19 protein-coding genes and 1 tRNA gene are annotated in these 21,848 nt (G+C 64.9%); 8 read left to right on the top strand and 12 right to left on the bottom strand.

Annotation, left to right across the window (positions count from 1 at the left end):
• Positions 1-148: 148 nt before the first annotated feature.
• Positions 149-1,825: an energy-dependent translational throttle protein EttA gene (gene ettA, locus KDB67_RS21685; protein ID WP_291020516.1), complete on the bottom strand. Its 1,677-nt coding sequence runs from the start codon at positions 1,823-1,825 to the stop codon at positions 149-151.
• Between the two features lie 144 nt (positions 1,826-1,969).
• On the bottom strand, positions 1,970-4,018 hold the full coding sequence (locus tag KDB67_RS21680) for a cytochrome c oxidase assembly protein (protein ID WP_291020514.1): 2,049 nt from the start codon (positions 4,016-4,018) through the stop codon (positions 1,970-1,972).
• 69 nt (positions 4,019-4,087) lie between these two features.
• Between KDB67_RS21680 and KDB67_RS21675 the strand changes: the two genes are divergently transcribed.
• A tRNA-Arg gene (locus KDB67_RS21675) sits at positions 4,088-4,161 on the top strand.
• Between the two features lie 124 nt (positions 4,162-4,285).
• Here KDB67_RS21675 and KDB67_RS21670 read toward each other — a convergent pair.
• From KDB67_RS21670 to KDB67_RS21655, 4 genes are all read right to left on the bottom strand, one after another.
• The gene (locus tag KDB67_RS21670) at positions 4,286-4,555 is read right to left on the bottom strand and encodes a helix-turn-helix transcriptional regulator (protein ID WP_291020512.1); all 270 of its coding nucleotides are present in this window, start codon (positions 4,553-4,555) and stop codon (positions 4,286-4,288) included.
• Entirely contained in the window at positions 4,548-4,886 is a 339-nt protein-coding gene (locus tag KDB67_RS21665) for a type II toxin-antitoxin system RelE/ParE family toxin (protein WP_291020510.1), read from the bottom strand. Before KDB67_RS21665 ends, KDB67_RS21670 begins: the two co-directional genes overlap by 8 nt.
• An 87-nt stretch (positions 4,887-4,973) precedes the next feature.
• A complete protein-coding gene (locus KDB67_RS21660) occupies positions 4,974-6,548 on the bottom strand; it encodes a glycosyltransferase family 39 protein (protein WP_291020509.1) in 1,575 nt (524 codons plus the stop codon).
• Between the two features lie 192 nt (positions 6,549-6,740).
• Positions 6,741-8,030 (bottom strand): solute carrier family 23 protein, encoded by a 1,290-nt coding sequence (locus KDB67_RS21655; protein WP_291020507.1) that lies wholly within the window; start codon positions 8,028-8,030, stop codon positions 6,741-6,743.
• Between the two features lie 109 nt (positions 8,031-8,139).
• Here KDB67_RS21655 and KDB67_RS21650 point away from each other — a divergent pair, with 109 nt between their 5' ends.
• The 5 genes from KDB67_RS21650 to KDB67_RS21630 all read left to right on the top strand — a co-directional run bounded on the left by KDB67_RS21650 (position 8,140) and on the right by KDB67_RS21630 (position 12,524).
• Positions 8,140-9,342: a CoA transferase gene (locus KDB67_RS21650; RefSeq protein ID WP_291020505.1), complete on the top strand. Its 1,203-nt coding sequence runs from the start codon at positions 8,140-8,142 to the stop codon at positions 9,340-9,342.
• On the top strand, positions 9,339-10,238 hold the full coding sequence (locus KDB67_RS21645; RefSeq protein WP_291020503.1) for a hydroxymethylglutaryl-CoA lyase: 900 nt from the start codon (positions 9,339-9,341) through the stop codon (positions 10,236-10,238). Before KDB67_RS21650 ends, KDB67_RS21645 begins: the two co-directional genes overlap by 4 nt.
• Before the next feature lie 109 nt (positions 10,239-10,347).
• Positions 10,348-10,827 carry an Rrf2 family transcriptional regulator gene (locus KDB67_RS21640; RefSeq protein WP_291020501.1) on the top strand — a complete coding sequence of 160 codons (480 nt, stop codon included), beginning with the start codon at positions 10,348-10,350 and terminating at the stop codon, positions 10,825-10,827.
• Positions 10,828-10,908: 81 nt separating this feature from the next.
• A complete protein-coding gene (locus KDB67_RS21635; RefSeq protein ID WP_291020499.1) occupies positions 10,909-12,093 on the top strand; it encodes a globin domain-containing protein in 1,185 nt (394 codons plus the stop codon).
• The gene (locus KDB67_RS21630) at positions 12,093-12,524 is read left to right on the top strand and encodes a hypothetical protein (RefSeq protein ID WP_291020497.1); all 432 of its coding nucleotides are present in this window, start codon (positions 12,093-12,095) and stop codon (positions 12,522-12,524) included. Before KDB67_RS21635 ends, KDB67_RS21630 begins: the two co-directional genes overlap by 1 nt.
• Positions 12,525-12,602: 78 nt before the next feature.
• Here the strand turns inward: KDB67_RS21630 and KDB67_RS21625 are convergent, their stop codons facing one another.
• The 6 genes from KDB67_RS21625 to KDB67_RS21600 form a co-directional block, all read right to left on the bottom strand.
• Entirely contained in the window at positions 12,603-14,009 is a 1,407-nt protein-coding gene (locus KDB67_RS21625) for a wax ester/triacylglycerol synthase family O-acyltransferase (RefSeq protein ID WP_291020495.1), read from the bottom strand.
• Between the two features lie 91 nt (positions 14,010-14,100).
• Complete coding sequence (locus KDB67_RS21620; protein ID WP_291020493.1) at positions 14,101-15,081, bottom strand: phosphotriesterase-related protein; 981 nt, start codon at positions 15,079-15,081, stop codon at positions 14,101-14,103.
• Between the two features lie 139 nt (positions 15,082-15,220).
• Positions 15,221-16,627: a wax ester/triacylglycerol synthase family O-acyltransferase gene (locus KDB67_RS21615; protein WP_291020489.1), complete on the bottom strand. Its 1,407-nt coding sequence runs from the start codon at positions 16,625-16,627 to the stop codon at positions 15,221-15,223.
• A 46-nt stretch (positions 16,628-16,673) separates the two neighbouring features.
• The gene (locus KDB67_RS21610) at positions 16,674-18,206 is read right to left on the bottom strand and encodes an AMP-binding protein (RefSeq protein ID WP_291020487.1); all 1,533 of its coding nucleotides are present in this window, start codon (positions 18,204-18,206) and stop codon (positions 16,674-16,676) included.
• Between the two features lie 99 nt (positions 18,207-18,305).
• Positions 18,306-18,623: a hypothetical protein gene (locus KDB67_RS21605; protein ID WP_291020485.1), complete on the bottom strand. Its 318-nt coding sequence runs from the start codon at positions 18,621-18,623 to the stop codon at positions 18,306-18,308.
• 42 nt (positions 18,624-18,665) lie between these two features.
• Entirely contained in the window at positions 18,666-19,037 is a 372-nt protein-coding gene (locus KDB67_RS21600) for a helix-turn-helix transcriptional regulator (protein ID WP_291020483.1), read from the bottom strand.
• A gap of 150 nt (positions 19,038-19,187) precedes the next feature.
• On the opposite strand from KDB67_RS21600, the gene KDB67_RS21595 reads away from it, so the two are divergent.
• Positions 19,188-19,736 (top strand): PadR family transcriptional regulator, encoded by a 549-nt coding sequence (locus tag KDB67_RS21595; protein WP_291020481.1) that lies wholly within the window; start codon positions 19,188-19,190, stop codon positions 19,734-19,736.
• Positions 19,737-19,785: 49 nt separating this feature from the next.
• Positions 19,786-21,846 (top strand): NADPH-dependent 2,4-dienoyl-CoA reductase, encoded by a 2,061-nt coding sequence (locus KDB67_RS21590; RefSeq protein ID WP_291020479.1) that lies wholly within the window; start codon positions 19,786-19,788, stop codon positions 21,844-21,846.
• The last annotated feature ends 2 nt before the right edge of the window (positions 21,847-21,848 follow it).

Here is a 21,848-nt window from a genome sequence, read left to right as displayed (position 1 = left end):
GGGGCGTCGGGACCCGGAATCTCCTGATCCGCTCCCCGATTCCCGATGCTAACGCCCAGGGCAGGCGTCGGGTGTCGGGTCCGTTAACACCGATGAAACTTTTCGGGGCCGTGCCCGCTCGCAGCGGACACGGCCCCGAAAAGCGACGTCAGTCGCGGGTCAGTTTGCGGTGGGTCACCCGGTGCGGCCGGGCCGCGTCGGCGCCGAGCCGCTCGACCTTGTTGGCCTCATACGCCTCGAAGTTGCCCTCGAACCAGAACCATTGTCCCTCTTCCACATTGCCTTCCCAGGCCAGGATGTGGGTGCAGGTGCGATCGAGGAACCAGCGGTCGTGGGAGATCACTACGGCGCAGCCGGGGAACGTCTCCAGCGCGTTCTCCAGCGATCCGAGGGTCTCGACGTCGAGGTCGTTGGTCGGTTCGTCGAGCAGGATCAGATTGCCGCCCTCTTTGAGGGTGAGAGCCAGGTTGAGCCGGTTGCGTTCACCACCGGAGAGCACCTCGGAACGCTTCTGCTGATCAGGGCCCTTGAAGCCGAAGGCACTCACATAGGCGCGCGAGGGCATCTCGTTCTGGCCGACCTCGATGTAGTCCAGGCCGTCGGAGACGACCTCCCACACCGTCTTCTTGGGATCGATGTTGGCCCGGCTCTGATCGACGTAGCTGAGCTTGACCGTCTCGCCCACCTTCACGTTGCCCGAGTCGGGCTCCTCGAGGCCGACGATCGTCTTGAACAGCGTGGTCTTGCCGACGCCGTTGGGACCGATCACGCCGACAATGCCGTTGCGCGGCAACGTGAACGACAGATCCTTGATGAGTACGCGGCCGTCGAAACCCTTGTCGAGGTGGCTCGTCTCCACCACCACGTCGCCCAGACGCGGCGGGGTGGGGATCTGGATCTCCTCGAAGTCGAGCTTGCGCGTCTTCTCCGCCTCGGCCGCCATCTCCTCGTACCGCTGCAGACGGGCCTTGTTCTTGGTCTGGCGGGCCTTGGCTCCCGAACGCACCCAGGCGAGTTCTTCCTTGAGCCGCTTCTGCAGCTTCTGGTCCTTCTTGCCCTGCACTTCGAGGCGTTCGGCCTTCTTCTCCAGGTAGGTGGAGTAGTTGCCCTGATACGGGATCAGCTTGCCGCGGTCGACCTCACAGATCCACTCGGCGACGTGATCGAGGAAGTACCGGTCGTGGGTGACGGCCAGCACCGCACCGGGGTAGCTCGCGAGGAACTGTTCGAGCCACAGCACGGACTCGGCGTCGAGGTGGTTGGTCGGCTCGTCGAGCAGCAGCAGGTCGGGTTTGCTCAGCAGGAGTTTGCACAGCGCGACGCGGCGGCGTTCACCACCTGACAGGTGGGTGACGGGTGAGTCCGCGGGCGGGCAGCGCAGGGCGTCCATCGCCTGTTCGAGCTGGGAATCGAGGTCCCAGGCGTCGGCGTTGTCGAGATCCTCCTGGAGTTTGCCCATCTCCTCCATGAGTTCGTCGGAGTAGTCGGTGGCCATCAGCTCGGCGACCTCGTTGAAGCGGTCGAGCTTGACCTTGATCTCGCCCATGCCCTCCTCGACGTTCTCCTTGACCGTCTTCTCCTCGTTGAGGGGCGGTTCCTGCAGCAGGATGCCGACGGTGGATTCGGGATCGAGGAAGGCCTCACCGTTGGACGGCTGATCGATTCCGGCCATGATCTTGAGGATCGATGACTTGCCGGCGCCGTTGGGACCGACGACGCCGATCTTGGCTCCCGGGTAGAACGACATGGTGACGTCATCGAGGATGACCTTGTCGCCGTGCGCCTTTCGCACCCGCTTCATGGTGTAAATGAACTTCTCAGCCACGTATCAGCCTCTCTAGCAACACTTTTGGCGACGACTCCGGCGTGTCACACCAGTACGGGCACGCCGCGCCGCAAAACTCCGACCAGTCTAGTCGCCAACACCGCGACCCGGGGTGGCGGCACCACCAACACCCCGAACCGACCGCTACCTTCGGCGACCGCCCAGCGACTTGAGCATCTCGTTGTAGTCCTCGAGGTCGGCGTCGTGATCACGGTCTGCCTGCCGGTCGTAGCGGCGCGCGGCGCGTTCGTCGCTACGCTGCCACTGCACCAGCAACGCCAGCATGATCACCACGAGCGGGATCTCGCCCGCCGCCCACGCGATGCCGCCACCGACGCGCTGGTCGTCGTAGAGGTCGTAGCGCCACGGCAGCAGCAGGCTGCGGTAGTACTGTTCGGCGATCACCGAACTGGTCATCATCAGCGCCACCCCGAAGAACGCGTGGAACGGCAGCGATCCCCATACGATGCCCAGTTTGGCCACCGGACTCACCTGCCGCGGGGCGGGGTCGATGCCGATGGCCAGCCAGTAGAAGACGTACCCGCTGACCAGGAAATGCAGGTTCATCAGCAGATGCGCCGCATGGTAGTCGATGACGGTCTCGAACAGGCCACCCAGATAGAGGACGTAGAAGCTGCCGACAAAGACCACCGCGGCGACGGCCGGATGTGTGGCGATCCGACCCCACGGACTGTGAATACCGGTGAGAATCCATTCCCGTGGTCCAGCCGGATTGTCCTTGCCTGCGGGTGCCAATGCCCGCAACGCCAGGGTGACCGGCCCGCCCAAGACCAGCAGTACCGGCACCATCATCGACATCATCATGTGCGAGATCATGTGGATGCTGAACATCGCCGGCGAGTAGCGGCCCAGCCCCGACGAGGTAGCCAGCAGGAGCAGGACACAGCCCAGCACCCAGGCGATGGTCCGGCCGATCGGCCACTCGTCGCCGCGGCGGCGCAACCGCACCACTCCGCGCAGGTACACCACGGCCAGGATGATCGCGAGGGTGCCGAAGATCAGGTCGAAACGCCAGTCGAGCATGAGTCGCGCAAAGCTCGGCGGTTCGGTGATCGGGTAGCCGATCTTGAGTTCCACCGGGCTGATGGAGGCGGTGTCGACCGGCGGCGGTGTTCGTGACAACCCGGCGGCCAGGCCGAAGGTGGCTGCGAACACCACGAGTTCGACCACGCCGAACCGGACGAACAACGACTTCCACCACGGCGCGTCGGGCTCGTCGTCGGCGCTTGTCTCGAGTTCGGCGATCGTCCTGCGCCGATGCCAGGCACCGAGCGCTCCGAGGACGGCGAACGCCGCGACCTTCCATAGGATCAGCCGCCCGTAGGTGGTGTCGAGCAGGTCGCCGATCGGCACCCGCGTCACCGCGTTGATCACGCCGGAGGCCCCGACGACCAGTACGCACCAGAACGCGACCCGCGAGAATCTGCGGACCGCGAGCATCCGCCACCGGCCCCGCGCCAGCGCATAGGCGAGGACGGCGAACAGGCCACCGGCCCACACCGCAGCGGCCACGATGTGCAGGATCAGGCTGTTGGTGGCCAGGTCGTGGCCACCGCCGGACGAGGAATGCCCGGCCAGCGCCGGCGGCATCAGGCTCAGCGTCACGAGCACGATGACGCCGACGGACCAGCCCCACCGCCACACGACGCGGGCCAATACCGCTGCCAGCAGCGCGAAGATCGCCGTCCACAGCCACGTCTGCGCACCCGCGACCTGGCCGTAGGCGTGGGTCAGGTTGGCCGGTTTGATCGACTCGGCGAAAGTCTCACCACTCACATCTGAGATGGCCAACGGCACACCGAGCAGCGCACACACACCCCAGACGAGCGAGGCCACAGCGCTGATCCGCATCGCCCGGTAGCCACCGATGTCGAAGATCCCGTCGGCCTGCGCGGGTACGAAGAACGCCGCGAGCACCGCCGACCCCAGCGCGATCGCGGCGCTGAGCTGACCCACGCCGCCCACCACCGGCAAGCCGTACGTGGTGATCCAGCCCGGATCGGGAACGCCGGCCAGCTTGATCGCCGACGCCGCACTCGCGGACGTGACCACCACCGCGACGATCGCGGCCACCCACCCGACCATCCAGCACAGCCCGGCCACGACACCGCGCTCGTCGCGCATCTCGTCCCGGCCGGGCGTGGTCGGGGCTGTCGACGACGCGCGGTTCATGCGACCACTGTAGGTCCGGCTATACTCTGTCCGGTTGTCGCCCTACGTCGCACGTGACGTGAGGCACGCGCCTCCATAGCTCAGGTGGATAGAGCAAGGGCCTTCTAATCCCTAGGTCGCAGGTTCGAGTCCTGCTGGGGGCACTATTTGCCAGGTGTTACGCCGCCGTTCGGGACGGCCTGGACCATCACGTACTCGAATAGTCCTCAAAAGTGATGGATCACGGTCTTTCCCGCCTCCGACTGGTCGGCAATCGCCGCACAGCCCTCAAGCTGGTATGCGGTCCACATGGATCGCCAGGCCCAGCGGCTCAAGGAATCTCACCAACGCGTCGACGCTGAACTTCGACACCTTCCCGTTCATCAGGTCCGATGCCTGCGGGGCGGTGATCCCGAGCCGCTGGGCGGTTTCGCGGCCGTTCCATCCCTGTTCGCGGATGCGGTCACCGATCGCCATCATCAGATTGGCGCGGGTTTCCATCTGCGCGACCTTGCCCGGATCATCCGGGTACAGGTCGTGCCACACACTCTTAGCCATTGCGTTCCCTCATCAAATCTCGTAGGCGTTTGGCCGCCTTGTCGATGTCCTTCTGCGGTGTCTTCTGCGTCTTCTTCTGGAAAACGTGCAGCACGTACACAGCCTCGGCGAACTTGGCGATGTACATCAAGCGCGCGATGCCGTCACTATCGCTCGCACGCAACTCATACACGCCGGCACCGACGGTGGGCATCGGCCGGAAGTCCGACGGTGTCCGGTCCGTTTGCACCTGGTGCAGCATGTACCCGAGATCATCGCGCAGGTCCTCACTCAGAGAACGGATGACATCGCTACTGTCTCCGCGCCACTCAACCGGCTTGACCCCATCCACCAGTCCAAATTATCTAATTGCATAACCTGCGTCAATCGTGATCAGCTCCGGTTCGCGCAGGTGCCCACTCGACCCGTCCGGTGACGGTCAGCGCGACGGCCGGGTGTAGAGGGTGACCTTCATGGCGCCGAAGTCCTTACTCCGGGCGTCCGTCCAGCTACTGCTCAGCGCGCGGCCGAGTGGGACACCCACCTCGGGGATCGGGTCCCAGCCTTCGTCCTCTCTGGCGGGGATCGAAACCAGCCAGATCCGAGCGCGACCGGCGACAAGCCGCTCGAACTCCCCGTCGATGCCCGAGGATTTCACAAGGCCGACGAGATCGGGCCTTGAGGGCGTCCAGAACGAATCGGCATCGCGTGCCGACTTTTCCCCGGCGGCGAGGTTGACCGGGCCTCCGTCGGGAAGCACGGCCGAGTCCGGCGACTCACTCAGATACCAGCGGACTGCCGGTTCACACCAGCTCGGCGAGTAGATGATCGCATCCCCCGGCTGATAGTCGTGCGCTATCCACTCCGCCGCTCCCCGAGGATCCTCGATCTTTGCGACCGGACTCAGACTGCCGGCCACGACCGCGATAGCGGCCAACCCGCACGCGAACACGATCCGGCCGACCTTGCGGCCAGCGATCAGTTCCCACGCCACCGCAACGGCCACACCCGCGAGCAGCGCCCACGCCACCGCCGAGGACAGAACGTATCTCAGCGTCAACATCGGCTTGTACAGCCAGCCGCCGACAGTCAGCACCACGAGCGGACCCACAGCCCACAGCACGAGTGTCCACAGGTCCGTGCTGCCCACTCGCAACGCAGTCCACCTGCGGGCGCCCGCAGCGGCGAACACACCTACGCTGGCCAGTAGAAATCCCAACGCCGGCACTCCTGCGACCATCCGCGAATACACGAATACCTCGCCGATCGTCGGTTGTGTCAGCCACATCTGCAGATCTGTGAAGCGCGCGGCAAGAGATACCATCACGAGCAGAACCGCCGCATCGATCACCACCATCACCGATGCCGTGACGGCCAGCGAACGATTCCAGGTGGTCGCCTTCGTCGCCGATATCAGCCACAGCACCATGGCGGCGACAGCGACCACCGAGAGAGTGTGCAGGCTGATCGCCACGGCCACCAGAACCCCGATCGCGACAAGGGTCCTCGTGGTGAAGCCACGTGAACTCGACCGGTACAGAAGCGCAGCGACGGCTGTCACCGCAAGAACCGTAAGGGCGTACGGGCGGGCTTCGAGCGCGTAGTTGCTGGTCAACTGGAGGTGCAGGGCGAGAAGCACCGCCGCCACGATCCCGGCGACGGGCCCGGCAAGCCACCGTCCGAGGACCGCTGCCAGCACGATCGTCCCGAGAACGGCCAGCAGCGACGGCAATCGCAGCCAGAACTCGGAGGTGCCGCCCAGCGCGACCCACCGGTTCATGAACAGCGAGTATCCGGCGAACCCGCCGTCGGCGTTTCCGAGGACCGCGACGGTGTCGGTGAAGCTCCGCGACACAGTGCTTGCGGTGATGGTCTCGTCGCCCCACAACGACGTGCCGATTCCGCGGCCCACCGCCACGGCGGCGATCGCGGTGATGGCTGCCACCCACCAGCCGAACAGACGCCGGGTCGCCGGCGATGCGGTGTCGTCAGCCGGTGCCGTCGTCGTCACCATGACGGCCGCACCGACGTCGACGACCTGAAGAGAACTGCGGCACGCGTGCCCGCCCGGACGATTCCCGCACAGCCACCCGCTGTGGTCGCTGACCTGTCAAGTTTCACGCCGGACAATGTTACGCATCGCCAAATAGGGTAGGCAATCCTCCACTATCAGGGTCACCTTGAGCGACACGGACACACTGCGGGCTCACAGCACCGGCTCCGACTTCGCCGGACTCTCGGGTTCGACGGTGCCGCGCAGGCCGCCGATGAACTTCATCGAGTGGTAGATCGCGAGCGCGGCGATGGCGCCGAGGGCGATGCCGCCGAACTGGAGGTCGCCGATCTTCCACGAGTAGTCGGCTATGCCGATGATGAGGGCGATGGCGGCGGTGAACTGGTTGATCGGCTTGGAGAAATCGACCTTGTTGCTCACCCAGATGTGAATACCGAGGATGCCGACGAGGCCGTACAGCGCGGTGGTAACGCCGCCGAGTACACCGGGCGGGATCGCGGCGATGGTCGCGCCGATCTTGGGCGAGAGGCCGAGCAGGATTGCGCCGATACCGGCCACCCAGTAGGCGGCGGTCGAGTACACCTTGGTGGCCGCCATGACTCCGATGTTCTCGGCATAAGTAGTGGTGGCCGAACCACCGCCGCTGCCGGCCAGCATCGTCGACACGCCGTCGGCGAACAGCGCCCGGCCGACGCTGCGGTCGTAGTTGATGCCGGTCATCGCGGTAAGCGACTTGACGTGACCGATATTCTCCACGACCAGCACCAGCACCACCGGCAAGAACATCGGCAGTACCGACAGGTGAAAGCTCGGCCCCTGGAAGTCGGGAAGACCGATCCACTTGGCATCACCGATGGCACTGGTGTCGATCTCATCGCGCCACCAGGCGATCAGGTATCCGAGCACCACACTCAGGAAGATCGCCAGCCGCCCGAGCAGACCCTTGAACAGCACCACCGACAACACCAGCAGCACCAGCACGATGGTTGCGGTCACCGCCCCCTGCTCGTAGTTGTTCTTGGCCGCCGGCGCCAGGTTGAAACCGATCAGCGCGACGATCGCACCGGTCACGATCGGCGGCATCAGCGCCTCGATCCAGCTGATGCCCGCAAAGTGCGCGATCACACCGATGATCGCGAGCAACGCACCCGCCACGACGAGTCCGCCGAGCGCCGCCGCCGGACCGTCCGACGCGGTCGCGGCAAGCACCGGCGCGATGATCGCGAAGCTCGATCCCAGGTAACTGGGCATCCGGTTGCGGGTGATGATCAGGAACAGCAGGGTGCCGATGCCGCTGAAAAACAGCGTCGTCGCCGGCGAGAACCCGGTGAGCACCGGAACCAGGAACGTCGCACCGAACATCGCGACGATGTGCTGCAACCCGATACTGACCGTCCGCGGCCAACTCAACCGTTGATCGGGCGCGATGACCGCACCCTGATCCACCTTCGTCCACCCGAAGAACCCACCCTGCGTCGTCATCGCCATAGTGTTGCAGCCACAGCCCGATCACGCGCGTGGAACGACGACGCTCGCCGGTGTTGTAGCGTTCGAACCACCAATTTCCGCACCAGCACGGACGGAGCACACATTGACTACGGGCGCACTCGACGGCATTCGCGTGATCGAGATCGGCACACTGATCTCCGGCCCCTTCGCCGGGCGGCTTCTCGGCGACATGGGCGCCGACGTCATCAAGATCGAGGCGCCGGGCCAGCCCGACCCGATCCGCACGTGGGGGCAGGCCGAACTCGACGGGCACCGCTTTCTGTGGACCGTGCACGCACGCAACAAGAAGTCGATCACCCTCAACCTCCGTAAACCGCAAGGGCGCCAGATCTTTCTGGATCTGGCGAAGGAGGCCGACATCGTCGTCGAGAACTTCCGGCCCGGCACCCTGGAGAAGTGGGATCTGGGCTATGACGTTCTGTCCGAGACCAATCCGGGTCTCATCCTGGTCCGGGTGTCCGGTTACGGGCAGACCGGGCCGGACGCCCAGAAACCCGGTTACGCCTCCGTCGCCGAGGCGGCGAGCGGGCTGCGCCACATGAACGGCTTTCCCGGCGGTCCGCCGCCAAGGCTCGCGATCTCCCTCGGCGATACGCTGGCCGGTATGTTCGCCGCGCAGGGAGCGCTCGCCGCGCTCTACCGCCGGACGGTCACCGGCCGCGGCCAGGTCGTCGACACCGCACTCATCGAGGCGTGTCTTGCGGTGCAGGAGTCCACGATTCCCGACTACGACGTCGGTGGTGTGGTCCGTGGACCATCCGGAACCCGGCTCGACGGTATCGCGCCGTCGAACATCTACCAGTCCTCCGACGGCAGCTGGATCGTCATCGCGGCCAACCAGGACACGGTCTTCCGCAGATTGTGTGGGGCGATGGGGCGGCCCGAACTGGCCGACGATCCCGACTACGTCGACCACGTCGCGAGGGGACGCAATCAGGACCGGCTCGACGAGATCATCGGCGCGTGGGCAGCGCAGCATTCCCCCACCGATCTCGTCGACACATTGTCGGCCGCCGGCGTGATCGCCGGGCCCATCAACACCGTCGCCGAGGTGGTGAACGACCCGCAACTGGTGGCCAGGGAGATGATCATCGACCACTGGGATGAGCGAGCGAACCGGAATGTCAAGGGGCCCGGCATCATTCCGAAACTCTCCGAATCGCCGGGCGCTGTGCGCAACGCCGGGCCGGCCGCGATGGGACAGCACAACGACGAGGTGTACCGCGATCTGCTCGGCTACACCCCCGAACGGCTGGACCAATTGACCGAGGACGGAATCCTGTGACCGCCACGCATGTGACCATCCGCGAAGTCGCGATGCGCGACGGGCTACAGATCGAGGACCCGATCTCGACGGACGCCAAGATCGAACTCCTCGAAGCCATCGTGGCCACTGGCGTCACCGAGGTCGAGGCGACCGCCTTCGTCTCCCCGAGCAAGGTGCCCGCCCTCGCCGACGCACCCGACATCGCCCGGGAACTCAAACGCTTCCCCGAAGTCGCCTTCTCCGCCCTGGTCGCCAGCCCCAATGGGGCTCGCAGGGCGCTCGACGCAGGTCTGAACTCGATCGAATATGTTGTGTCCGCGGCTGATTCGCACAGCCAGGCAAATGTCGGCCGAGACAGTGCCGCCGCCACTGCCGCCATCGACGAGATCGCGGCGATCACCCACGACGCGGGCGCCACTGTCGAAGTGATCATCGCGACCGCCTGGGACTGCCCGTTCGACGGACCCACACCACCGGATCGGGTCATGCGCATCGTCGAAGCCGCGGTGAACGCGGGTGCCGACCGCATCGCCATCGCCGACACGATCGGAACCACAACGCCGGGTCGGGTGACCGCGCTCCTGGATCAGGTGCGTCCGGCGATCGGCGCACTGCCGCTCGGCTGTCACTTCCACAACACCCGCGGCACCGGCCTGGCGAGCGCCTATGCCGCCGTGCTGGCGGGAGTGAATCGGCTCGACGCGTCCGTCGGCGGGCTCGGTGGATGCCCGTTCGCCCCCGGTGCCAGCGGAAACATCGCGACCGAGGACCTCGTATACATGCTCCGCGACAGCGACGTCTCGGTGGATGTGGATCTGGAACAAGCCATTTCGGCGGCGGCACTCGCCCAGCGGTTGATCGGGAAGCAGCTGCCGAGCGCACTGCTGCGAGCCGGTGACCGCATCCTGAGCTGAGCCCTCGGACCCCGGGTCACGGGACCTTGGCCCTCTCTTGCATCGACGCACCGTGACCCCGATCACTTTTAAATTGACATCACAGATACCAATTCTGTTACCTGGTCTTATGCAACTCACCCGGTTCACCGACATCGGACTTCGGGTCGTGATGCGCCTGGTCACCGCCCCGGCGGACACCACGCTCACCTCCCGGGATCTCGCTGCGGAGCTGGCGGTGCCCTACACCCATGTGGCCAAGGTCGTCAGCCGGCTCAGCGAGCTCGGCGTCATCCACTCCCGGCGCGGCCGGTCCGGCGGGATAGCGGTCACGGAACTGGGACGCACCGCTCAAGTGGGTTGGCTCGCAAGCAAACTCGAAGGCGACGGCGAGGTGGTCGACTGCGATGGGCCGCAACCGTGCCCACTGCGGGGCAACTGCAAGCTACGTGGCGCACTCGCCCAGGCACAGCGGGCCTTCTATGACTCACTCGATGCGCACACGATCGACGAACTCGCTTCCTCATCCGCCCGGATCACCCTGCTCAGCATCGGAACACCTACGCGGACAACCGCATCCGGTACTGAAGACGCCGCCGGCATCCGATAGACCCCGAACGGACTCACCCCCAGGTCACCCGCCTGGGGAATCGAAACAGCCGGAAAGCCCCCGGCACAGAATGGAGTAGCAATGCTGTCCGAACCGCACCTGAAGACCATCGAGGCGACTCTGCCCGCGGTCGGTGCCGCGATCCCCGAGATCACGCCGAACTTCTACGGGCGCATGTTCGCCGCGCACCCGGACCTACTCGACAATCTGTTCAACCGGACGCACCAGAAGACCGGCGCACAGCCGCAGGCCCTGGCCGGTTCCATCGCCGCCTACGCCCAGCTGCAGCTGGTCCCCGACCGCGCCCGGCAGCAGTTCATCCTCGACCGCATCGCCCACAAGCACACATCGCTGGGTATCACCCGAGACCAATACCAGATCGTCCACAAGTACCTGTTCGAGGCCATCGTCGAGGTCCTCGGTGAGGCAGTGACCCCGGAGGTCGCCGAGGCGTGGGACGCCCTGTACTGGCAGATGGCCGACGCGCTGATCGAGGAGGAGAACGAGCTGTACAAACAGGCCGGCGTGGTGCCCGGCGATGTGTGGCGTGACGTGGTGGTGACCGGACGGCAGTACCAGTCCCCCGACACCATCTCCCTGACCCTGGCCGGCGCCGACGGTTCGCCGCTTCCGTCATTCCATGCCGGACAGTACATCTCGGTCCAGGTCCCGCTCGCCGACGGCGCCCACCAGATTCGTCAGTACTCGCTCACCGGCGGCACCGACAGGCCGGACTGGCAGATCAGCATCAAGAACGTCGGCGAGGTGTCGGGATTCCTGCACGAGCAGGTCTTCGAGGGCGACACCCTGCACGTGAGCACCCCGTTCGGCGATCTCGTGGTCCCCGACGACGGCACCCCGTTGCTCATCGCCTCGGCGGGCATCGGCTGCACACCCGCGATCGGAGTACTGACAGCTCTTGCCGCCCAGCAGGATTCACGTCCCATCACCGTCCTGCACGCGGACCGCTCACGTGCTTCGCAGCCGCATCGCGGCCAACTCGCAGCGCTCGTCGGGCAACTGCCGAACGCGCAGTTGACCCAGTGGTACGAGGAGGGTTACGTCCCCGGCGCCTCGGAGCAGGTCCGCACCGGCTACATGTCACTGGAAGGGGTTGCGGTACACGATGATTCGCATGCACTGCTGTGCGGACCGGCCGAGTTCCTCAGCTCCATCCGCACCCAGCTGCTCGAACGCGGAATGCCGGAGAACAACATCCACTACGAGACCTTCGGTCCCGAACTCGTTCGCGTCGGGGCGGCGTGATGTCCGGCGCCCAGGCACTGGCCGTGGCCGTCACCTTCGTGTGGCTGGGCATGGTGTGCGCGATCTCGTTCATCGAGGCGCCGCTGAAGTTCCGGGCGCCGGGAATCACCATCCCCCTAGGGCTTGGTATCGGGCGCTTGGTGTTTCGCGCGCTCAACGGCGTCGAAACCGTGTGGGCTGTGGTGCTGATCGCGACGGTGTTCGTCGGTTCGTTCGCCGGCACCGGCATCGGGATCGCACTGGCCGTCGCGGTCGTCGCCCTCGCCATCCAGATCGTCGGAGTCCGGCCGGCGCTGACCAAACGTTCGGATGCGGTGCTGGCGGGCGGTGATCACTCCCAGCGCAGCCACGCCCACCTTGTCTATGTCGGCTTCGAGATCGTCAAGGTGGCCGCGCTGATCACCCTCGGCGTCCTGACGCTCACGGCCTGATCGACAAACATGACACCACTTACCCGGCCCCGCAACAGTGTTGCCGGGCCGGGTAAGTGGCTGTGTCACAACGAGTGTCTACTGCTTCTTCTTGACCTCGGCCAGCAGCGCCTGGTGATCGGCGAGGATCGCGTCGGCGATGCCCTTCAGATCCGGGACGGTGTGCGGGCACGATATGATCCCGAAGTCGAGGCTGCCGTTGTAGCTCTGCAGCGTGATGTTGAGAACCTGGCCGTCAACGATCATCGACACCGGGTAGAACTCCAGCATCTTCGCGCCGCACAGATACATCGGCCACTGTGCGCCCGGAACGTTGGAGATGGTGACGCTCGGCATGGCCTGGCCGGCCATGTTGGACCGCTGCGAAGCACGGGCCACCATGCTCGTCAAACCAGGTGTGGCGAAATCGCCGAACTCGATCATCTGCGCCATCGGGAGTGCGTCGTGCATCTCCTTCGCCGACTTCATCGCCTCGTTCACGGCCTTGAGCCGTTCGAGCGGATCGTCCACGTCGGTGGGCAGTTCGGTGTAGATCATCGACACCTGGTTGCCGAGCGCACCCTTCTGCGATTCGGAGCGGATCGATACCGGGACGCTGGCCGTCAGCGGCTTGTCCGGCAGGGCGTCGTGTGCTTTCAGCCACGTCCGCAGTCCGCCGGCGCACTCGGCCATCACCACGTCGTTGACGGTGGCACCGAGCGCCTTCTTGATCTGGCGGACCTCGGCGAGCGGAATGCGGAACGGTTCCCAGATCCGCCGATTGGTGGGCTTGGCATTGAATACTGTGTTGTGAGCCGTTCCGGTGACTGCGGTCGACGCCATCATCGGCGCCAGCTTGGCGATGTTCGGCGACTTCTGCACCAACTCGGTGAACACGTCCCACTGCAACTTGGCCGCCTTGAGCGGTCGCAACGCATTGGCCGTCATTGCCGAGGTCATCAGACTCAACGCATCCGGTATGGGCTCGGGCGTCCACGGCTGCGGGGGCGGATTGTTCTGGTCGGCGTCGGGATCCCGATCGAGGAGAATCGAGTTGATGTCGTTGCCCGAGCCACCATCGATCAGCGAATGGTGCACGGTGCTGACCACTGCGGTCTTGCCGCCCTCGAGCCCGTTGATCACGGCCATTTCCCACAGCGGCCGCGAGCGGTCGAGTGGTTTGGCCACGATGCGCGAGACGATCTCTTTGAGTTGATCCATTGTGCCGGGCGCTGTGATGCCGACATCGTGGATGTGTGCCTTGATGTCGAAGTCCGGATCGTCGCACCAGTACGGCTGGTCGAGATCCAGCGGCACCGTCACGAGTTTGTGTCGGAACACCGGCAGCAGATGGATGCGCGACATCATCCGCTCCTGCAGTCGCGCTGCCGTGATCGGCTCGGCCGCGTTGGCCGAGTCGTAGATCGCCACACTGCTGACATGTCCATATACGGGCCCGGTCTCTATATTCAGGAAGGACGCGTCGAGCCCCGATAGTTGCTTCATGAGAAACCCTGTCTGTTAGGGGTATACAGAGGTGGAGCGCGAGTCTGACCGGTACCGGGCGGTGGCTTGGCCGCCCGGCACCGGCGGCCGACTACTCTCCTGAGAGAATCCGCCGCGGCACGTCGACAAGCATGGTGTCGATGTCCGCCTGCGTGACGCCACGTTCCAGGGCGTAGGGGAACACGTCCTCCAAGAGGTGGGTGTAATGCCACTGCGGCAGATACGCCATCACCTCTGGCTGAATCCAGTCGATATAGCAGGAGGCGTCCTGGGAGACAACGATCTGTTCGGCGTATCCGCGGCGCACCATCTCGATGAGCGTGTCGGCGCGCGCCTCGAAGGTGGTGGCGGTGTTGATACCGAACCGGTCGAAGCCGAGGATGAAACCGGCCTCGGCGAGCTCGGTGAGGTGGTCGCAGTCGGTGGTGTCGCCGCTGTGTCCCAACACGATTCGTCCGGGGTCGACGCCCTCCTCCTCGACCATCACCTGCTTGACGTGCAGTCCGGCCTTGGTGTCGGGGTGGGTGTGCACGGTGATCGGAACACCGGTTTCCACGTGGGTCTTGGCGACCGCACGCATCACCCGCTCGACGCCAGGGGTCAGACCCTGATGCTCGATCGCGCACTTGAGCATGCCCGCCTTGACACCGGTGCCGGCGATGCCGTCGCGGATGTCACCGATGAACATCTCGACCATCGGATCGGGCACCTCCGCGCCCACGAGCTCGTTCAGCGCCGGGCCGCGGATGTCGAAGAAGAACGGCACCTCGGTGTACGTGTACACACCCGTGGCCACCACGATGTTCAGCGGAACCTGTTCGGCGATCGTCTGGATCCGCGGGATGTAGCGCCCCAGTCCCACGACCGTCGGGTCGACGATGGTCCGCACCCCCGCGTCGTAGGCCTTCTGGAGTTTTGTGACGGCGTCGGTGATCCGATCCTCTTCGGAGCCCCATTCGCCCGGATAGTTCGTCTGGACGTCGGCCGTCAGCACAAACACGTGTTCGTGCATCAGGGTGACTCCGAGGTCCGCGGAATCGACCTGCCCGCGGACAGTCTGAATCTCACTCATCGTTGTTGACCTTTCAGTGAAGACGGGAAGTCAACGAGCATCCGACGCCGACCGCCCGGATCGGAACACGGCCGACCTACCCGGCGCGGCGATACCGTGTGCCGGGCCGGGTGAAGCCGACCGCGTACCTGGGGTTGTGCTACTTCTTCTTGGTGGCCTCCGCCAGCAGCGCCTGGTGATCGGCGACGATCGCGTCGGCGACACCCTTGAGATCGGGAACCACGTTGGGGCAGGACACAATACCGAAGTCGAGGCTGCCGTTGTAGCTCAGCAGGGTGATGTTGAGGACCTGCCCGTCGACGATCATCGACACCGGATAATTCTCCAGCAGCTTGGCGCCGCACAGGTACATCGCCCACTGCGGACCAGGCACATTCGAGATCGTGACGCTCGGCATCACCTGTCCGGCCATGCTGATCCGCTGCGACGCGCGGGCCACCATGCTGGTCATACCGGGGGTGGCGAAATCACCGAACTCGATCATCTGCGCCATCGGGAGTGCGTCGTGCATCTCCTTCGCCGACTTCATCGCCTCGTTGACCGCCTTGAGCCGTTCGAGCGGATCATCGACATCGGTGGGCAATTCGGTGATGATCATCGACACCTGATTGCCGAGCGCACCCTTGGTGGAGTCATCCCGGATCGACACCGGAATGCTGGCCGTCAGCGGCTTGTCCGGCAGACAATCGTTGGCGGACAGCCAATTACGCAAACCACCGGCACAAATCGCCATCACCACGTCGTTGACCGTGGCGCCGGTGCTCTTCCGGATCTGCCGCACCTCGGCGAGCGAAACACGGAACGGCTCCCAGATCCGGCGGTTGGTGGGCTTGGCATTGAACACCGTGTTGTGGGCCGTGCCGGTGACTGCGGAAGAGGTCATCGACGGCGCCAGCTTGGCGATATTCGGCGACTTCTGCACCAGCTCGGTGAACACATCCCACTGCAGTTTCGCCGCTTTGAGCGGCCGCAACGCGTTGGCGGTCATCGCCGAGGTCAGCATGCTCAGCGGATCGGGCGTCGGCTCGGGGTTGTACGGCTGCGGCGGCGGATTGGTCTGATCGGCATCCGGATCACGGTCGAGCAGAACGGAATTGATGTCGTTGCTGGACCCGCCGTCGATCAGCGAGTGATGCACCGTGCTGATCACCGCTGTCTGGCCGTCCTCTAGTCCGTTGACGACCGCGATCTCCCAGAGTGGCCGGCTGCGGTCGAGCGGCTTGGCCACGATCCGTGAGGCCAGCTCCTTGAGCTGATCCCGGCTGCCGGGTGCGGCGATGCCGACATCGTAGATGTGGGCATTGATGTCGAAGTCGGGATCGTCGCACCAGTAGGGCTGGTCCAGATCCAGGGGCACCGACACCAGCTTGCGCCGGAACACCGGAATCAGGTGGATTCGTGACATCATCCGTTCGCGCAGCCGGGCCGCGGTGAGCCGCTCGGCGGCGTTCTCCGAGTCATAGATCGCGACGCTGCTGGTGTGGCCGTAGACGGGCCCGGTCTCGATATTCAGGAATGCGGCATCCATTCCGGTCAGTTGCTTCATGAAAATCCTTGTCTGTCAGAGATATACAGAGAGCAAGCGCCGAACTTCAGCCGCGGGCGGCAGCCTTGGCGGCCCGGTACTCGTCGACCGCCGCGATCAGCGGATCCCGGTCGATCGCGCGCTTGAGGATCTTGCCGGACGGCCCCTTCGGGAGTTCATCGACGAAGACCACCGCGCGCGGATACTTATATGCCGCAAGCCGTTCGGTGCACCATGCGGTGACCTCCTCGGCTGTCAGCTCCGAGTCCGGCTTCGGTGCGACCACGGCCACGACCTCCTCGCCGTAGTGCGCGTCGGGGACGCCGACGACCGCAGCCTCGACGATCCCCGGATGCGCATAGAGCGTCTCCTCGATCTCGCTGGGGTACACGTTGTATCCACCGCGGATGATCAGATCCTTGGCGCGGTCGACGATCCGGAGGTTGCCCTCGGTGTCGAGCTCACCGATGTCGCCGGTCTTGAGCCAGCCGTCGATGAGCGTCTCAGCAGTGGCGTCGGGACGCTTCCAGTAGCCGCGCATGACGAACGGTCCCTTGACGAAGACCTCGCCACGCTCGCCGACCGGAACCGAATTGCCTTCGCCGTCCCGAACCTCGAGCTCGGAGTCGTACACCGCCAAACCGACTGTGCCCTGCGGTGCGGCGATGCCCGGACGCGAGAACGTTGCCAGGCCGCAGGTTTCGGTGAGGCCGTAGCCTTCGAGGATGGCGCAGCCGAAGCGCCGCTTGAACGCCTGCATCACTTCGAGCGGCAGCGACGCACCACCGGAGACGGCGAGCCTGAGCTTGTCGAAGGCACCGGGCTCCACGTCGCCCGGAACATGCAGCATCGCGTTCCACATCGTCGGCACACCACCGACCGCGGTCAGGCCGTCATTGACGATCATGTCGATGAAGTCCTTGGGATGGAATCGCGCCATCAGGCTCAGCGGCGCGCCCGCCTCCATCGCCGCGAGCATCACCGACGCCTGGCCGAAGACGTGGAACAGGGGCAACGCGGTGCCCACCGCGTCGGCGTCGGTGTATTCACCGAGCCTGCCCGAGATTCCGGCCGCGGACTTCAGGTTGCCGACGGTCAGCTCTGCGCCCTTGGGCCTGCCTGTGGTGCCGGAGGTGTAAAGAATGCAGGCGATGTCATCGATTTCCCGGTCGACGGGTGCGTCGATGGGTGTACCCGACGTCGCGGCGGCACCGGATTCGAGCGCCACGAACTCGATGCCCGCGGTCTCGGCAGCCGTGCGCGCAGCCTCGGAGATCCCGTCCCACGCGATGACGAGCTTGCACCCGGCGTCCTCGATGTAATAGGCGAGCTCGGTGGGTGTGCACAGCGGATTCGCGGGGAGGACGACCGCCCCGCACGCGTTGATACCGAAGTAGGCGATCGCGAACTCGGGAACTGTCGGCGCAATATAGAGCACGCGGTCGTCGGCCTCCACGCCCTTTTCACGCAGCATTCCCGCGTAGGCCAGGATCGCGTCGGCGGCCTGCTTGTAGGTGAATTCGGTGCCACTGCCACGCAGCGCGATGTTGTCGGGCCGTTCGGCCGCGTGCTTGTTGATTGCGTCGGACAGACTTGGCATATCGGAACTTCTTCCTCGGTTGATGGATGGCCCGCGCATGCCGCGTGCCCTGATCGGAAGGTGCGGTCATCGATCCCACCGTCGTCGATGACCTCGGGGTCAGGCGGAACCGGAATCCGCTGTGATATCTGGAGTTTCGGCCGAATCGGCGTGCGTCGCATGATCGATGATCGCGAGTGTGAAATCCCGCTGCGCCTCCAGCAGGCGTTTGGCGACCTGAAAATTCGCCTCGACGACCTCCTGAGGGGTCGGCAGCCCCGGCAGAGTCGGGAACCGGCCGTTGAGGTCGGCGAGGTTGAAGCCGGGCGGGACGAGGTTGATCTCCTTGTCCAGGGTCGGCAACGCCTCCTTGATGTGGCGCATCGCGGTGATCCACTGATTGGTCAACTGATTGGTGAGTTCGAAATAGTCGGACATCCCGCGGCCTCGTTTCCCTGATCGCCTGCGTGTTCGTGGTCGCTAATCTTCCTCGACCATCGATTTGTACAGCTGGATGAGCGCCTTGCGCTGACTTTCCTTGAGCCGCTTGTCCTTGGAGATGGCGTTGACCACCGCGTCCTTGTCGTCACCGGCGAGAGCATTGGGCAGCCAGGTAGCCATCCGGATCAACACGTCGGGAGAGAGGTTGAGACCCTTGGCGAGATCGGTGAGCACCTGCGCGGACGGCAGCGAGGCCGCCATTTCCTTGCCCTTCTCCAACTGGCTGACATAGGAGTCCGACACGTCGGCCGCGCGGGCGAGAGACCGCACCGAAACCTGGGCAATTTCTCGCTGCGCCTGGATGAACCGGCCGAGGTCCGCAAGCGCCTGACCGTCGAATGGGTTGGTCACCACACCTCCTCTCGACGCCCTGGGCGCCGCGAGTCGTAGTTGAGTTCAAGTTCAATAGCAGTGTGCCCTACATCACAAGTATACGCAAACATGATCCAGTATTTATGTGCGTAGTTGCATAGTGCGTAGGTGCACAGGTAGGTTGTGGCCATGGCGCTCGAACACGCAATCATGGTGTCGCTGGCCGAAAGACCCGGCACCGGCTACGAGATCGGCCGTCAGTTCGAGCGATCGATCGGCCATTTCTGGTCGGCCACCCACCAGCAGATCTATCGCACGCTCAAGAAGCTGCACGCTGACGGCCTGGTCGCCTACGAGGCGGTGCCCCAGGACGGCCGGCCCGACAAGAAGGTGTACACGCTCTCGGACCGGGGCCGCCGCGCGCTGGCTGAGTGGGCAGTCAGCCCCACCCCCGTCGCGCCCCTGCGCAGTGACCTCGGTGTCAAGCTCCGCGCCGCCGAATTCGGGGACCTTGCCGCCATCATCGGCGAGATGAAGAAGCACCGCGACGAGCACCTCGCGCTGCTCACACTCTTCACCGGATTCGAAACCGACTACTACCCCGCACCCGACGACCTGACCGGCCGCAAGCTCCACCAATATCTGGTGCTGCGCGGTGGAATCCGCAACGAACAGGGTCAGGTCGAGTGGTGCGACGAGGTCATCGCCGCCCTCGAACGCGAACTCTCCCACGGCTGATCCCCCGACGACAGCCATCCATCACAGGTAAACCCAGAAAGGCGGAGCCATGACAGCCCCCACGACTCCCAACCCGCACTACCCGAAACTGTTCGAACCGTTGGCCATCGGCGGCCTGACCCTGCCCAACCGGATCGTCATGGGCTCGATGCACACCGGTCTCGAAGATCGGCTCTGGGACACCGACAAACTCGGCGCCTACTACGCCGAACGCGCACGAGGAGGCGTCGGGCTCATCGTCACCGGCGGATTCGGCGTCTCACGCACCGGCCTGCTGCTGCCGTTCGCGGGCAAGATCACCAACCGGATCGACGTCGAGCGGCATCGCCGGATCACCCGCGCGGTACACAAGGCCGACGGCCGCATCGCAATGCAGCTGATCCACGCCGGCCGCTACGGATACACCCCGTTCAAGGTGGCTCCCGGCACGGATCCCTCCCCCATTCACCCGTTCAAGCACATCCGGATGACCGAGCCGATCATCCGGCACGTCATCCGGTCCTTCGGACAGGCTGCCAAGAATGCCCGACGCGCCGGCTACGACGCCGTCGAGATCATGGGCGGTGAGGGCTATCTCATCAATCAATTCCTGTGCCCGCACACCAACGACCGCACCGACAAATGGGGCGGCTCCACCGAGAACCGGCAACGATTCCTCGTCGAGATCATCAAAGAAATCCGCCGCCAGGTGCCCCGCGATTTCCCGGTGATTCTGCGCCAGTCCATCGCCGACTTCGTCCGCAAAGGCCAGACCTGGGACGAGATCGCCCAAATGGCCCGCAAAGCAGAGGAATACGGCGTCGACGCGATCAACACCGACATCGGCTGGCACGAGGCGCAGGTGCCCACCATCGTCACCTCGGTGCCCCGCGCCGCGTTCGTCAAATTCACCGAACGGCTCCGAGACGAGGTGAGTATTCCACTGATCGCCAGCAACCGCATCAATACTCCCGAGGTGGCCGAGGAGATTCTCGAACGCGGTCGCGTCGACGCGGTATCGATGGCCCGGCCCATGCTCGCCGATCCCGATCTACCCAATAAGGCCAAAGCCGGTCACGCGGACGAGATCAATACGTGCATCGCCTGCAATCAGGCCTGCCTCGATCACGCGTTCGTCGGAAAGAAGGTGTCCTGCCTGCTCAATCCGCGAGCCGGCCGCGAAACCACGCTGACGCTCGGCCCCACCCGGCGCGCCAAGCGGATCGCGGTGATCGGTGCCGGACCGGCCGGATTGTCCGCCGCCGTGTCGGCCGCGCAGCGCGGTCACCGCGTCGACCTGTTCGAGGCCGGATCGGCCATCGGCGGCCAGTTCTCCATCGCCGCAAGGATTCCCGGTAAAGAAGAATTCAGCGAGACTCTCCGCTATTACACGCGGCAACTCGAGGTGCTGGGTGTGACCGTCCATCTCGGCAAGCGGGTGACCGCCGACGAGATCATCGAGCAGCGTTTCGATCACGTCGTCATCGCCACCGGAGTGACTCCGCGGCGCCCCGACATTCCCGGCATCGACCATCCGATGGTCATGTCGTACGCCGACGCCGTACTCGGCCACCGTGAGATCGGTAAGCGGGTGGCAGTGATCGGCGCGGGCGGAATCGGTTTCGACGTCACCGAATTCCTCACCGTCGACGAATCCCCCACCCTGAACCTCAAGGAATGGGAACAAGAATGGGGCGTCAGCGAGGATCTGTCGCGCCCCGGTTTCGTCACCAAACCCCGACCGCTGCCCGCCACCCGCGAAGTCTTTCTCGTGCAACGCAAGTCGGGCGGACAAGGTAAAGGCCTGGGCAAGACGTCGGGCTGGGTGCACCGGGCCAGCGTCAAGATGAAAGGCGTGGAACAGATCTCGGGCGCCACCTACGACCGTATCGACGACGCCGGCCTGCACCTGAGCTTCCGTGACGACGACGGAAACGTCACCGAGACAAGGCTGTTGGAGGTCGACAACATCGTGATCTGCGCCGGCCAGGAATCGGTACGCGATCTGGTGGATCCGCTGACCGTCGCCGGTGTGCGCACCCACATCATCGGCGGCGCCGACGTGGCCGCCGAACTCGACGCCAAACGCGCCATCCGCCAGGGCACCGAGGTGGCCGCCGGCATCGGCTGACG

This window comes from Gordonia sp. (in: high G+C Gram-positive bacteria), from assembly GCF_020438995.1.
Lineage (GTDB): Bacteria > Actinomycetota > Actinomycetes > Mycobacteriales > Mycobacteriaceae > Gordonia.
Note: the sequence above shows the minus strand (reverse complement) of the source record. Positions and strands in the feature narration are given on the sequence as shown.